Here is a 13502-nt window from a genome sequence, read left to right as displayed (position 1 = left end):
ATGGCTACGTGGCTACTTAACTACTGATCTCAATTACATTTCAACGCCGCGCTGGGCCTTGATGCCTTGCTGGAACGCGTGCTTGACCGGCGTCATGTCCGTTACCGTATCGGCCGCTTCCACGAGTGCCGGTGGCGCACCACGGCCAGTGATGACCACGTGTTGCATCGGTGGGCGCGCGCGCAGATCGGCAATCACAGTGTCGACATCAAGATAGTGCAATTTCAGCGCGATATTGAGTTCATCGAGCAGCACCAGTCCGAACGACGGATCGCGCAGCATGCGGCGCGCCACTTCCCAGGCGGCCTCGGCCTTGGCCACGTCGCGGCTGCGGTCCTGTGTTTCCCACGTATAGCCTTCGCCCATCACATGGAACTCGCATTGATCGTGAAAACGCTGCAGGAACATTTCCTCGCCGCTCGGAATCGCGCCCTTGATGAACTGGACCACGCCCGTGTGCATGCCGTGCCCCATCGCGCGCACCACCATGCCAAAGCCCGAGCTCGACTTGCCCTTGCCGTTGCCGGTGGTGATCACGATTACGCCACGCTCGGCCTGGGCCGAGGCGATCTTTGCATCGACTACTTCCTTCTTGCGCGCCATGCGCGCGCGGTGGCGCTCGTCGCGGCCTTCGTCCTGGTTCTGGGTGTCGCTCATCGCGGATTTCCGTCGGGGATCAGCGCGGTATGGGTACCGTCGCTGATACTGATAATCGGGGTACGCAGTGCGCGTGAGCACTGCGCGGGAGTCAATACGTCTTGCGCGGGACCATGCAATGCATGGCCATCCTCGGCCATCAGCAACGCATGGCTGGCATAGCGGCGTGCCAGTGTCAGGTCGTGCAGGATCACCACGGCGGCATGGCGACCCGCGTGGGTCAGCCTGCGCAGCAGATCGAGCACCACGATCTGATGGCGCAGGTCCAGATGCGCGACCGGTTCGTCGAGCATCAGCAATGGTGCCTGCTGCGCCAGTGCGGCGGCCAGCGAAACCCGCTGACGTTCGCCACCGGACAGCGTCAAAACATCGCGCGTGGCCAGCGCATCGAGGTCCAGTTCGTGAATCACGTCGCGCACGATGCGGTCGTCGTCGCGCTGGCCCCAACCCCAGCCACTAAGGTGTGGATGGCGGCCGATACGCACTGCGTCCTCGACCACCATCGAGAACGTGTCGTGCACGGCCTGTGGCAGGTAGGCGCGCTGGCGAGCCAGCGTGGCCGGAGCCACCCGGCTGGCCACCGTGCCATCGACCTGCACCGTACCGCCATCGGGCGTGCGCAGGCCAGCCAGCACCCCCATCAACGTGGACTTGCCCACGCCGTTCGGGCCAACGATGCACCACAGCTGGCCAGCGCCGATCGACAGCGAGAGGCCATCCACCAGCACGCGGTTGCCGGCGCGCAGCCGTACATCGTGCAGGGACAGCCGCGGACATTCGGCGAGCGGTTCGAACCATTGGCTGACCGGACTCATCGCGGTCTCCGCAGCAACAGATAAAGGAAGGTCGGCACGCCGAGCAATGCCGTGATCACGCCCACCGGCAACTGCGCCGGGGCAATGATCGTGCGCGCGATCAGGTCGGCCGCCATCAGCAGCGTGCCGCCCAGCAACACCGACGCGGGCAGCAGCTGGCGCTGGTCGTTGCCCCACGCCAGCCGCACCATATGTGGCACCACCAGGCCGACAAAACCGATCGACCCGGCCGTGGTGATCGCGGCGGCAATCGCGAACGATGCAATCAGGAACGTGGCCAGCCGCACGCGACCCACGCGCACGCCCAGCGATTGCGCCACGGTTTCGCCGAGCAGCATCACATTCAGCGCGCGTGCCATCGGCATGGCCAGCACCAGTGCCACGCCCAGCGTCGCCAGCGCCCAACCATAGCTGCCGGTGCCGCTGAGATCGCCGGTCAGCCAGAACAGCATGCCGCGCAGGCGCGACTCGGGCGCGACGGCCAGGATCAATGTAATCACGGCACCCCAGCCGGCCGCCAGGATCACGCCCGTCAGCAATAGCCGCGCACCGGCCTCATGATGACCACCCTGGACTTGCGGATGCAGCAGGTCGCGTCGCGCAAGCGTGGCCACCAGCAACATTGAACACAGCGCACCGCCGGCGGCACCAACCTGCACCCACCAGTACGGCAGCATGAACAGCATCGCCAGCAGCGCACCGGTGGAAGCACCGCCAGACACGCCGAGCACATAGGGCTCGGCCAGCGGATTGCGTAACAGCACCTGCATCAGGGCACCCGATAGTGCCAGCAGCCCCCCGCATGCAAACGCCGCCGCCGCGCGCGGCAGGCGCAACTCGCGCACGATCGCGCCTGCCGTGCCGGTGTCCGCGCCAGTCAGCGCCTGCCAGAGTTGCGCGGCATCGAGCGACACGCTGCCCGCCGCCAGCGACAGTGCGAACACCGCCGCCCCGGCGATGGCCAGGACGCTCCAGACGGTCAGCGCGCGCCGCAACTCAGACATGGCTTACTTCTGGCGCCACCCCAGCGTGATGAACCCGGCCCGACCCTGCGTGTTGTACGGGAAGGCGAGCATGTAGTTCTTGTCGAACAGGTTTTCCACACGGGCGGCGACGAACCATTGCTTGTCGATGTTGTAGCGGGCGTTGAGGTTGACAATACCGTATCCGCCCAGCGTACGCGAGCCGGAATCGAGTCGCGACGACGATACCAGCCATTGGCCACCGAAGCGCCAGTTGCCGAAATTGCGACCCACGTCGAACGATGCATAGCGGCGCGCGCGGCGCAGCAATTGCGTGTTGTTCGCCTCGTCGACCGGGTTCTGGAAGGTCACGTTGGCGCCAAGGTCGGTACCCCATACCGTGGCACGCCAAGTGGCCTCGATACCCTGCACCTTGGCCTTGTTCACGTTTTGCGCCAGGTAGATGCCCGGCGATACCTGCGTCGACACGATCAGGTCGTCATAGCGCGTTTCGAACGCGGTCACGCGCAACAGTCCGGCGCTGGCGGTATCGACCTGCACGCCCGCTTCTGCGGACTTGGCGCGCTCGGGTTGCAGGTTCGGCTGGCCAAAGCCCGGATAGTACAGTTCGTTGAACGTCGGCGCGCGGAACGCATTGCTGATGTTGGCGATCAGCTTGACCTGCTCGGTCACGTTGAAGCCGTACCCGGCGAAGAAGGTGCCCTGGTTGCCGAAGTCGGAGTAATGGTCGTTGCGCGCATTGATCTGCAACTGGTGGCGACCGATCCGGCCTTCATATCCACCATAGACCGAGAACACGTTGCGCGAAGGGGCGTTGTACGAACTCGACGTCAGTTCCTGCTGCAGCCAGTCGGTACCGAACAGCAGCTTGTGATCGGGTGTCAGCGCATACTCGTTCTGCCAGTTGAACTGGCGGTTGCGCGTGCTGAACAGGCTGTCGAACAGGCCGTTCTTGGTGCCCTCGGAGCGATCCTCGCTCTGCGCGACCTTGAAGTGCGTGGTCCAGTTCGATGTCACCCTGCCGTTGGCGAATGCGGACAGCGTGTAGAGCTCGCTGTCCATGCGAAAGTCGTCGGTCGGCTTGCCGCTGGTGCTGTCGTAGGAGAGCTGGCTGTTGGAATAGTACGCCGCAAAGCCGGCATGCCAGTCCTGCGTGAACTTGTGCCGGACCTGACCTGAAACGCTCTTGTTCTCGTAGGGGTTGTCGCCCGGGTTCGGACCCGCGCCGCGTCTTACGCTGGCAGCGTTGGCTGCCGCCCACTGGTTGTAGTTGATCGACGAGAACCCGTCAGTCTTGAAGATGGAGCCCGTCAGGTTGAACGAGGTATCGCCAATCTGGCCGCCATAGCCCACCGTGCCCTGGCGTGTATTGTTGCTGCCGTACTCGACCTGCGCGTTCGCGGCCGGCGCCTGGCCGACGCCGTTCTTGGTAAAGATCTGCACCACGCCGCCAATTGCATCCGAACCATACAGGGCCGACACGTTGCCGCGTACCACCTCGATATGGTCGATCTGGTCGGGCAGGATATTCGCGAGCTGTGCCGTGCCGCCGCTGACCCCGGCAATGCGCACCCCATCTACCAGGATCAGCACCTGATTGGAGTTGGCGCCACGCATGAACAGCGAGGTATTGGCCCCCATGCCGCCATTGGTGGCAAACTCGACCCCGGCCTTGCCGCGCAACAGCGAGCGCAGGTCGGGCGCCTGCGAGTTGACGATGTCGTCCTGGGTCACTACCGTGGTATGCGGCAGCGCCTCGGTCACGCGTTGGGCAGTGCGCGATGCGGTGACGACTACCGGTGCCAGCGTCTGGGCTGGCTGGGTGGACTGTTCGGACTGGGCCGGGGTGTCTTCAGCGGGCGCGGTTTGCGCGAACGCCGACACATGGGATGCGGAAAAAACGGCAACGGCCGCCATGATGGCGGGCACGGACGGGCGAACCGGCGGCTTCACCGCGACGGTCGACCTGGATAGCGTGGAACGCATGAGCAGGATGGATAAGAACGGCCTGGCCCGTTCCCCCGCGGACCATATGGCGATGAGGCGTGCCGCGTGGGGGCGGACGCCCGCGTTCTACAGGCCGGTATCCGGGCTGACGACATCAGGCAGGCCGCCTTCCCGATCGACACGGATCAGTGGCGCTTGGCCGGCCCTGCGAATGACACCGAAAAACAAACTGGCGGATTCGCGATCGCTTACCGTTGCGGGGGCAGCACAGGTTGGCCTGCCCCGACATGACGTCGGCGCCCTGGCTCCCTGTTTCCCGTTGAACTGCGACCCCTACGTGTGGAGGCCGCGAGCACCTGGAACGGCGCGAGTGTAGGCAGTTTCAAAGTTGGCGTCAATGCGACCGATCAAGTTGCCGATAACCGTTGTTTGGCACGTGGAATCGTGCCGATCGGCGCAGATCGATGCAACTTCCGGTCGACACCCTAGTCTCATCGGGCACGTTGGCGGTAGCTCCCGCGCGTGCATCGGCTAGAATCCCGAAACCTGACACCAATTCCTACCGGACACGACAGGCACTATGCTCAACGAACTCGAACAACTGGCCGCCAAGATCGGGCGCGTGCTGCATCATGCAGACACCCTAGCGGCGGAGAACCAGCGACTGCGCGCGGAGATCGACCGCCTGCAGGCCGAGGCGAGCCAGTTGCGTGCGGACCGCGAAGCCATGGCGGCCGACCGCGAACTGCTCAATATCAAGATCGAGGAAGCCCAGCTGCGCATCCAGTCCATCCTGGACAAGCTGCCCACGGCCAGCGATGCGCGCCAGCTCGACCTGCTCGGTGACGGCACCCCGCGCGCCGCATCGGAAGGCTCGCAGCAAGCCCCCGGAGAACACGCATGAGCAACAAGCAAGTCGAAGTGATCATCGCCGGCCAGTCCTACCGCTTCGCGATCGCGCCGGACAATGAGGCCGCGCTGCTGGAAGCCGTGGCGCTGGTGGATGACAAGATGAACAAGCTCAAGGGCAGCGTATCGGCCAAGGGCGTGGAACGCGTGGCGGTAATGGCCGCAATCAGTATTGCGTCTGACTTCCTGGCCGCGCGACGCAAGCAGGAAGAAGACGGCACGATTCCCGTCGACGCGGTACGTGCACGCATTCGCGAGCTCAACGAGCGTGCCGACGAGGCGCTGCGCCAGTACGCACACGTGGGTACGCGCTAAGTACGCACAGGTGCGTGGCAGGCGGGCACGCATAAAAAACCCTGCTACGCATGCTTGAATTGCGTGGCCGTGACCACATATCACATGCATGTGAAGCCTGTGCCGCGCGTTAGCCGTGCATGGGTTGCGTGTTAGTCGCTGTGACGGCGCTGAGGCGGCACCGCGACAACACTGTGGTGGAAAATGTAACGACACGGCATGTCCGACTTGGTATGGCTGACATCGCGGTGTATAGTGGAGCCACTGTGCGGCGCAAGCAACCAGCACAGTTGAATGGTTGGGTTATCGTGCCCGGCCGCCGTTTCCATCCCATCTTTGTTTGAAACGGCAAACGTCTGACATCCCAAGCGTGTTGCACGCACAGGAATCAAAGTCAGACGTTTGACAGTTTCCCTGCCTGGTTCGTGAGGATCATAAACTCCTTGAACCGATATGCATTGCATGGTGCGGGATTATGTCGTGTGGGCGAGCGCGTCACCGCATTCACAGTCTGGGCCCAGCTTGGACTCCCTGAGTGGGTGATGTACCCAAAATGCGACTTCCGCAGCCACTCTGAACCTCACTTGGGTTCAGGATGCCGATCCAGCGGCCAAGGCGGGGACCCCCTTCAAGTGGTGAAGAGGCGGTGGTTTCAATGAACCACCGCCTTTTTTCATTTCAACGTCGAATCTGTCATACATGTCCGAGAAGCGAGCGCGGCAGTACTGGCTGATGAAGTCCGAACCGGACGAGGCCAGCATCGACGATCTGGCACGCGAGGGCACCCTGCCCTGGACTGGCGTGCGCAATTACCAGGCACGCAATTTCATGCGCGACCAGATGCGCATCGGCGATGGCGTACTGTTCTATCACTCGTCATGTCCCGAGCCCGGCATCGCCGGCATTGCCGAAGTCTGCTCGCAGCCCTACCCCGATCCCACGCAGTTCGATCCGAAGAGCAACTACTACGACCGCGCCTCGAAGCAGGAAGAGCCGCGCTGGTCGCTGGTGGATGTGCGTTTCGTGAACAAGAGCGCGCTGATTCCATTGCCGGCCTTGCGCGAGCATGACGCGCTGGCGGACATGGTGGTGCTTCGCCGCGGCAACCGGCTGTCCATCACGCCGGTCACGCCGGCCGAATGGCGTTTCATCACCGACAAGCTGATGAAGTAGCCGCCGCGGTTTCACCCGCGCGCATGGCCGTATGGAACGAAATGCGCGGTTGCGCATCTGATAGCCATCACATTCGATCGGGAGAACCATATGAAGAAACTGCTGGCCGCCTCGCTGCTGAGCACTACTGCCGCCATGGCTTCGGCCCAGACCGTACCGCCGCCCTCCGGCGTCTTGTCGCTGTCGGCGCAGGCCGTGACCGAAGTGCCGACCGACGTGGTTCAGCTGACGCTGGCCGCCGAACAGGAAGGCCCGGAGCCTTCCGCCATTTCCAACGCACTGTCCACGCGCACACAGGCCGCACTGGCGCAGGCCAAGCGTGTATCGGGCGTGGAAGCGCAGTCGGGCGGCTTTACGATTCATCCGAACACCGACCGCAACGGCAAGATCAGCACATGGCGCGGACGCTCGGAAATCGTGCTCAAGTCAAAGGACTTTGCCGCGGTATCGAAGCTCGCCGGTGAACTGGCTAACCAGATGCAGGTGCAGAACATCTCGTTCTCGCTGTCGCGCGAAGCTCGCCAGGCAGCCGAACAGAAGCTGGAAGACCAGGCTGTGACCGCGTTCCGCGACAAGGCGCAAGCAACGACGAAGCTGTTTGGCTACAACGGCTATACGATCCGCGAAGTCTCGGTCAATGAATCGGGTGGCGTCATGCCGCCGATGCCGCGCATGTACGCAGCCAAGGCCATGTCGGCCGATGCCGGCGCACCGATTCCCGTGGAAGGCGGCAAGGCCCAGGTGACCGTATCGGTCAACGGGTCGGTGCAGATGGTGAAGTAAAAACGGGCTCTGACTGTGTTTTCTCCCCTCTCCCACAACGTGGGAGAGGGGTTGGGGGTGAGGGCATGGCGGTGCTGCTTGCCACTCGTGGCGATTTGAACCTCCGGCCCTCTCCCCCAACCCCTCTCCCGCCATGCGGGAGAGGGGAGCAAAGCAACCCCATCGGGATTTCAGGCTACAGTCCGAACTGCTGGCGCAGTACGTTTTTCTGGACCTTGCCCATCGTATTGCGCGGCAGTTCGTCCACCACGTGCACGCGCTTGGGCACCTTGAAATTGGCGATGCGGCCCTTGAGCGTGCCGATCATGTTTGCTTCATCGATTTCCGCGCCGGGCTTGCGTACCACCACGGCCACTACGGCCTCGCCGAAATCCGCATGGGGCACGCCGATCACGGCAGATTCCACCACGCCGGGCATCTCGTCGATAAAGCTCTCGATTTCCTTCGGGTAGACGTTGTAGCCGCCCGAGATGATCAGGTCCTTGCTGCGGCCAACGATGGTCAGGTAGCTGTCCGGCACCTGGCGCTCGCCGGCCTGGCTGGCGATGGCGCCACCAAAGCGGCCCACGTCGCCGGTCTTGAACCAGCCGTCGGCGGTAAATTCCTCGGCGGTCTTTTCCGGCATGCGCCAGTAGCCCTTGAACACGTTCGGGCCCTTGACCTCGACATTGCCGATCACACCCGGCGTGCACGGCTTGCCCTCGCCATCCATCACACGTACCGACACACCCGGCAACGGCATGCCTACGGTGCCGCCAATGCGCTCACCCTGCGCCGGATCGTACGGATTCGACACCAGCATCACGGTCTCGCTCATGCCATAGCGCTCCAGGATCGTGTGGCCCGTGCGCTCGCGGAACGCATCGAACGTCTCCAGCAGCAGCGGCGCCGAGCCCGACACGAACAACCGCATATTGCGGCAGGCTTCCTTGTCGAAACGCGCTTCCTGCACCATGCGCACGTAGTACGTGGGCACGCCCATCATCACCGTGGTACGGGGAATGAATTTCAGGATCTGGCCCATGTCGAGCTTCGGTGCCCAGATCATCTTGGCACCTGCCAGCAGCGCGCCATGCGACGCGACAAACAGGCCATGCACGTGGAAGATCGGCAGCATATGCAGCAGCACGTCGTCGCTGCGCCAGCCCCAGTATTCATGCAGCGTCAGCGCGTTCGATGCCAGGTTGCGGTGCGTCAGCATCGCGCCCTTGCTGCGGCCGGTAGTGCCTGACGTGTACAGGATCGCGGCCAGGTCGTCGTCGGCGCGCTGCACGGTCTCGAACGTGTCCGGCTGCGCCGCCGCGCGCTGCAGCAGCGAGCCCGTGCGATTCTCATCGAGCGTGAACACGTGCGCGGTGCCATGGGCAAACGCGACCTTCGACACCCAGCCGAAATTGTTGCTGCTGCAAACCACCACCGCCGGTTCGGCATTGCCGACGAAGTAGTCGATCTCGGCTTCCTGGTACGCCGTATTCAGCGGCAGGTACACATAGCCCGCACGTAGCGTGGCCAGGTACAGGAACAGCGCCTCGGGCGACTTCTCGACCTGTACCGCCACGCGGGCACCGGCCGGCAGCTTCAGCGCGGCCAGCAGGTTGGCGATTTTGGCCGTGGCGCGATCGAGATCGTCCCACGTGTAGTAGAGGCCATCGTGCGTTTCGATGCAGCACGCGCTGCGATCGGCGGGAAAACGGGATTCGAACAGGGCGAACAGATTGGCGTTCATGGTACTGAGCAAGAGGGAATGGCGCGCCGGAAATGACAGGCATGGCGCACGTGCCAAGGCAGTGCAGCCGGCCATGATACCCGGCCGGCCGACATATTACTCCCCGGTGAAATCCGGAGGCCGATGCGCGAGGAAAGCCGCCACGCCTTCGGCATGGTCGCGGCTGGTGGCATAGGCGAAATGCGCGTCGAGCTCGGCCGCGGTCAATGCAGCCGGTTCGGGCGACAGGCGCCGGATGGTGGCCTTGTTGATGCGGGCCGCCAGCGGCGCGCCCGCGCACAGGCGCTGCACCGTGGCGGCCACCTCGTCATGCAACGCCGCTTCAGGTACTACGCGCGTCAGCAATCCCTTGCGATCCGCCTCGGCGGCGTCGAATACGCGCCCTTCCAGCAGGATCTCCAGCGCCACCGCACGGCCTGCCAGCGCCAGCAGTCCACGCAGTTCGCCGGGCGCCATCGGAAAACCTAGCCGGTTGATTGGCACGCCGAAACGGCTGCCCGCGGCGGCGATGCGCAGGTCGCAATGACACGCGATCTCTAGTCCGCCTCCCACGCACACGCCTTCGATGGCCGCCAGTGTCGGATGCAGGCATTCGGCAATGGCCTGCAGCGCCGGTGCGATGGTTTCCGTGTGATAGCTGCGCACCGATGCCGCGTCGCCGCGCACCGCCGGAAACTCGGCAATATCGGCCCCGGCGGCAAAATTGCCGTCGGCACCGCGCACCACCACGCAGCGCAGCGACGTATCCGCCGACAACGCGGCAAATCCGCTGGCCAGCGCCTGCCACATGCCGGTCGAGATCGCATTGAGCTTGCCCGGATGGGACAGCGTGACCAGGGCCGTGGCCCCGTCGCGTGCGAACGTGACAGTGCCGCCCATCAGTCGATCTTCGCGCCCGAGCGCTGCACCACCTCGGCCCAGCGCTTGATCTCGGCGTGCTCGAACTGTGCGAACTGCTCCTGCGTGAACTGCGGAATGTCGGAGCCGTTCTGCAGCCAGATGGCCTTCATCTCGGGACTGTTCAGCGCCTTGGTGGTCTCGGCGTAGAGCTTGTCGACGATCTCCTTCGGCGTGCCCTTGGGGGCCCACAACGCGTACCACGTCGATACCTCGTAGTTCGGCACACCCGCCTCGGCCGCGGTCGGCACGTTCGGGAATGCGGCCGAACGCGTCTTCGATGCCACGGCCAGCGCCTTGATGCGGCCGCCACGAATATGTTGCGCCGATGAGCCAAGTCCGTCGAACATCAGGTCTACCTGGCCCGCCATCAGGTCCGACAACGCGGGACCGGCGCCCTTGTAGGGCACATGCGCGAGGTCGGTCTGCGTCTGCAGCTTGAACAGTTCACCCGCCAGATGGTGTGCCGATCCGTTACCGGCCGACGCATAGTTGAGCTTGCCCGGATGCGCCTTGGCATAGGCAATCAGTTCCTTCAACGTGTTGGCCTGCACCTTGGTCGGATTGACCACCACCACCTGCGGCGGTGTCGCGATCACGGTAATGGGGATGAAGTCCTTCTCGATGTCGTAGTCGAGCTTCTTGTAGAACGACGGCGCAATGGCATGGTGCGCGCCGCCGATAAAGATGGTGTAGCCATCGGGCGCTGCCTTGGCCGCGATGCTGGCGCCCACCGTGCCACCCGCGCCGCCACGGTTGTCGATCACGAACTGCTTGCCCAGTTGCTTGGAAAGCTGCGCGGTCAACGGACGCGCGAAGGCGTCGGTACCGCCGCCGGCCGGGAACGGCACGATCACGGTCACGGGCTTGTTCGGCCACGGATCGGCGGCCTGGACGGCCGGTGCATACAGGCTTGCCCCGGCACCGGCAAACAGGCCGGCTACTGCAAATGCACGCGCGAACGCGGTCAGACTGCGCTGACGACTCATGTACTGTCTCCTCTCTCTACTCACTGCGTGGAAAGTCAATCGAAGTACTACACGAACAGGCAGCAAAAAGCCGCCCGCCCCAAAACCACCCGACAAAAGTGCTTGCCATGGCGCCATGCCGTGCCCGACCCAGGGGTCACAGGAGCTTGGCCACCGCGCGACTCACGCGTGGGTTGCCATCGCCAAGGCGTGCCAGATTCTCATCCAGCGCATCGGGTACGTAAAGATAATTCACCATCATGCCGCACGCTTGCGCGCGGCCTTTACGCGACAAATCGGCGCCCCAGTTCACGCGCTCGACACATGCGCCATTACCAAGATGGAAACGCGCCACCGGGTCCGCCGGCATGCCCCTGGCGCCTTCACGCACCAGATAGTGCGCTGCCAGCGTCAGGGCGGTGTCGCGGATCACGGGATCAGATGCATCGGCCGGCAAGGCGCTGAACCATGCGGCGCCATCGGCCGGCGCCTCGCCATGGCGCTCACTCCAGCGCGACAACCGTTTGTCACCCAGGATGCGTGCAATCGACTCGCCATCCTGTTTGCGCAGCCAGTCGGCAAACCCGGGAATCGGTGACAGCGTGGCAAATTGCTTGAGCTTGGGAAACTCGCGCTGCAGTTCCTCGATCACGCGCTTGAGCAGGAAATTGCCGAAGCTCACGCCACGCAGGCCTGCCTGCGTATTCGAGATGGAATAGAAGATGGCCCACTTCACACGACGCAGGTCTTCCAGCGGTGCGGCCTCATCGAGCAGCGCCTGCACATTGGCCGCCATCTCCGGCACAAACGCCACCTCGACGAAGATCAGCGGTTCGCGCGGAATCCGCGGATGGAAGAACGCATAGCAGCGGCGATCGGAATCGAGCCGGTTGCGCATGTCGTTCCATGAGGAGATCTCGTGCACCGCTTCGTAGCGGATCAGCTTTTCGAGCAGTGACGCGGGCGAATCCCAGGTAATCGGCTGCAGCTCAAGCAGGCCCACATCGAACCAGTTCGAGAACAGCGCTTCGAGATCTTCATCGAGTTCACGCAGGCCGTCGATGCGCTTGTGCCAGCGCAGCATGTCCGCACGCAGCTGGATCAGGAAATGCAAGCCGCATGCGCTATTGCCGCGCTGGCCGTGCTGCGCGGCAAAGCGCTTGAAAAAGCGGATGCGGGCGTTCGACAATGCCTGCGACAAGCCCGAGGCACTGCCTGCCTGGGCACTCGCGGCATCGCGCCCGGCCGCCACCTCGGCCAGCACCGCCAGCATGGCCTGGCGCAGCGGTTCCGACGCGGCCTGGTATTCGTCCTGCCAGGCCTGCGCCGCGGCATTGGCGGCGCCGTCAGTCAGGCGCGCGTCGAAACACTGGCGCAATTGCTCGCGCTGGCGCTTGATCGCACGCGTGGACAACGTGGGCGCCTCTTCGGCACGCACGGCACGCGCGGGCTTCTGCGCCGGTGCCTCGTCGCCCTTGCGGCCCCACCACCGGCCGAAGCGTGAGAACAGTGTGTCGCCGACGGGCTCGCTGGCTTCGAGCGGCGCACTGACTTTCTGTTGGTCTGCGGGATCGAGGGCAGTCATGTAGGTGTCCTGCTCGGGTGGAGATCGATGATTGCCGCGGTTGGTGCGGCATCCGCACCAACGCCGGCCTGAACCTGTTCCGCATGATCGAGCGTGCGCAACGCGCCCCGCTGGCGCAGCACGTGGGTTTTCATCAGCGCCTCTGCGCCTTCCGGATCATGGGCCTTCAGTGCCGAGAACACCGACAGGTGCTCGGCACACGATTCATGAATCCGTCCGGGCAGCTTCAGGCTCTTGTGCCGCGACAGGCGAAGCACCTTGCGCAGGTCGCTCACCACGCCCGACAGCCAGCGATTGCCGGCCAGGCGCTGGATGGCTTCGTGGATCTGGTAATTGGTCTCGTAGTACGCGTCGATATCGACGGCCTGCGCATAGCGGGCCAGTTCGGCGTGCAACCCTTCCAGCGCGTCGAGGTCGGCCTGCGTGACATTGCGCGCAGCCTCAAACGCACAGCGGCCTTCGAGCAACGCCATCAACGGGAAGATCTCGTCCAGGTCCTGCTCGGTCAGCGCGTTGACAAAACAGCCGCGGCGCGGCTCCAGCCGCACCAGCCCTTCGGCCGCCAGCACCTTGAGCGCCTCGCGCATTGGCGTGCGCGACGTGCCGAGCGACGCGGCCAGCGCCACCTCGTCGATCCATGCGCCCGGCGCCAGGCTGCGCTCGTCGATCATCGTGCGGAGCCGATCAGCCACTTCCAGATACAGCGCCTGCCTGACAATTCGCATCCCTGCCCCCTGCCGTGCCCACTGGTATGACGGAAGAACT

At 64.1% G+C, this 13502-nt stretch carries 13 protein-coding genes, 1 other RNA gene and 1 riboswitch; of the genes, 5 read left to right on the top strand and 9 right to left on the bottom strand.

Translation table 11 applies throughout. The features are described from left to right. Window positions 1–33: 33 nt before the first annotated feature. Genes cobO through ACO550_RS10485 form a run of 4 tightly spaced genes read right to left on the bottom strand, consistent with a single transcriptional unit; the run spans window position 34 to window position 4441 of the window. Complete coding sequence (gene cobO / locus ACO550_RS10500; protein ID WP_315592691.1) at window positions 34–657, bottom strand: cob(I)yrinic acid a,c-diamide adenosyltransferase; 624 nt, start codon at window positions 655–657, stop codon at window positions 34–36. After that, window positions 654–1472: an ATP-binding cassette domain-containing protein gene (locus ACO550_RS10495; RefSeq protein ID WP_315592692.1), complete on the bottom strand. Its 819-nt coding sequence runs from the start codon at window positions 1470–1472 to the stop codon at window positions 654–656. The genes cobO and ACO550_RS10495 overlap by 4 nt, the downstream gene beginning before the upstream one ends. After that, the gene (locus ACO550_RS10490; RefSeq protein WP_315592693.1) at window positions 1469–2476 is read right to left on the bottom strand and encodes an iron chelate uptake ABC transporter family permease subunit; all 1008 of its coding nucleotides are present in this window, start codon (window positions 2474–2476) and stop codon (window positions 1469–1471) included. The genes ACO550_RS10495 and ACO550_RS10490 overlap by 4 nt, the downstream gene beginning before the upstream one ends. A gap of 3 nt (window positions 2477–2479) precedes the next feature. Then, complete coding sequence (locus tag ACO550_RS10485) at window positions 2480–4441, bottom strand: TonB-dependent receptor plug domain-containing protein (RefSeq protein ID WP_315592694.1); 1962 nt, start codon at window positions 4439–4441, stop codon at window positions 2480–2482. 74 nt (window positions 4442–4515) lie between these two features. Further along, a riboswitch (cobalamin riboswitch) is annotated at window positions 4516–4777 on the bottom strand. Between the two features lie 205 nt (window positions 4778–4982). Here ACO550_RS10485 and ACO550_RS10480 point away from each other — a divergent pair. The 5 genes from ACO550_RS10480 to ACO550_RS10460 all read left to right on the top strand — a co-directional run bounded on the left by ACO550_RS10480 (window position 4983) and on the right by ACO550_RS10460 (window position 7561). Further along, entirely contained in the window at window positions 4983–5306 is a 324-nt protein-coding gene (locus ACO550_RS10480) for a hypothetical protein (RefSeq protein ID WP_315592695.1), read from the top strand. Next, window positions 5303–5626 (top strand): cell division protein ZapA, encoded by a 324-nt coding sequence (locus ACO550_RS10475; protein WP_315592696.1) that lies wholly within the window; start codon window positions 5303–5305, stop codon window positions 5624–5626. Before ACO550_RS10480 ends, ACO550_RS10475 begins: the two co-directional genes overlap by 4 nt. A 387-nt stretch (window positions 5627–6013) precedes the next feature. After that, a non-coding RNA gene (ssrS, locus tag ACO550_RS10470) (6S RNA) lies at window positions 6014–6231 on the top strand. 73 nt (window positions 6232–6304) lie between these two features. Continuing rightward, entirely contained in the window at window positions 6305–6778 is a 474-nt protein-coding gene (locus ACO550_RS10465) for an EVE domain-containing protein (RefSeq protein WP_315592697.1), read from the top strand. Between the two features lie 90 nt (window positions 6779–6868). Further along, a complete protein-coding gene (locus ACO550_RS10460) occupies window positions 6869–7561 on the top strand; it encodes an SIMPL domain-containing protein (protein WP_315592698.1) in 693 nt (230 codons plus the stop codon). Window positions 7562–7736: 175 nt separating this feature from the next. On the opposite strand, the gene ACO550_RS10455 is transcribed toward ACO550_RS10460, so the two are convergent. From ACO550_RS10455 to ACO550_RS10435, 5 genes are all read right to left on the bottom strand, one after another. Next, a complete protein-coding gene (locus ACO550_RS10455; protein WP_315592699.1) occupies window positions 7737–9287 on the bottom strand; it encodes an AMP-binding protein in 1551 nt (516 codons plus the stop codon). A gap of 96 nt (window positions 9288–9383) precedes the next feature. Then, window positions 9384–10166 carry an enoyl-CoA hydratase/isomerase family protein gene (locus ACO550_RS10450; RefSeq protein ID WP_315592700.1) on the bottom strand — a complete coding sequence of 261 codons (783 nt, stop codon included), beginning with the start codon at window positions 10164–10166 and terminating at the stop codon, window positions 9384–9386. Next, window positions 10166–11173, bottom strand: coding sequence for a tripartite tricarboxylate transporter substrate-binding protein (locus ACO550_RS10445; protein ID WP_315592701.1), 1008 nt, complete (start codon window positions 11171–11173; stop codon window positions 10166–10168). The genes ACO550_RS10450 and ACO550_RS10445 overlap by 1 nt, the downstream gene beginning before the upstream one ends. Before the next feature lie 136 nt (window positions 11174–11309). After that, the gene (locus tag ACO550_RS10440; RefSeq protein ID WP_315592702.1) at window positions 11310–12737 is read right to left on the bottom strand and encodes a malonyl-CoA decarboxylase domain-containing protein; all 1428 of its coding nucleotides are present in this window, start codon (window positions 12735–12737) and stop codon (window positions 11310–11312) included. Next, the gene (locus ACO550_RS10435; protein WP_315592703.1) at window positions 12734–13462 is read right to left on the bottom strand and encodes an FCD domain-containing protein; all 729 of its coding nucleotides are present in this window, start codon (window positions 13460–13462) and stop codon (window positions 12734–12736) included. The genes ACO550_RS10440 and ACO550_RS10435 overlap by 4 nt, the downstream gene beginning before the upstream one ends. Window positions 13463–13502 lie beyond the last annotated feature (40 nt).

The organism is Cupriavidus sp. (assembly GCF_057315035.1).
Note: the sequence above shows the minus strand (reverse complement) of the source record. Positions and strands in the feature narration are given on the sequence as shown.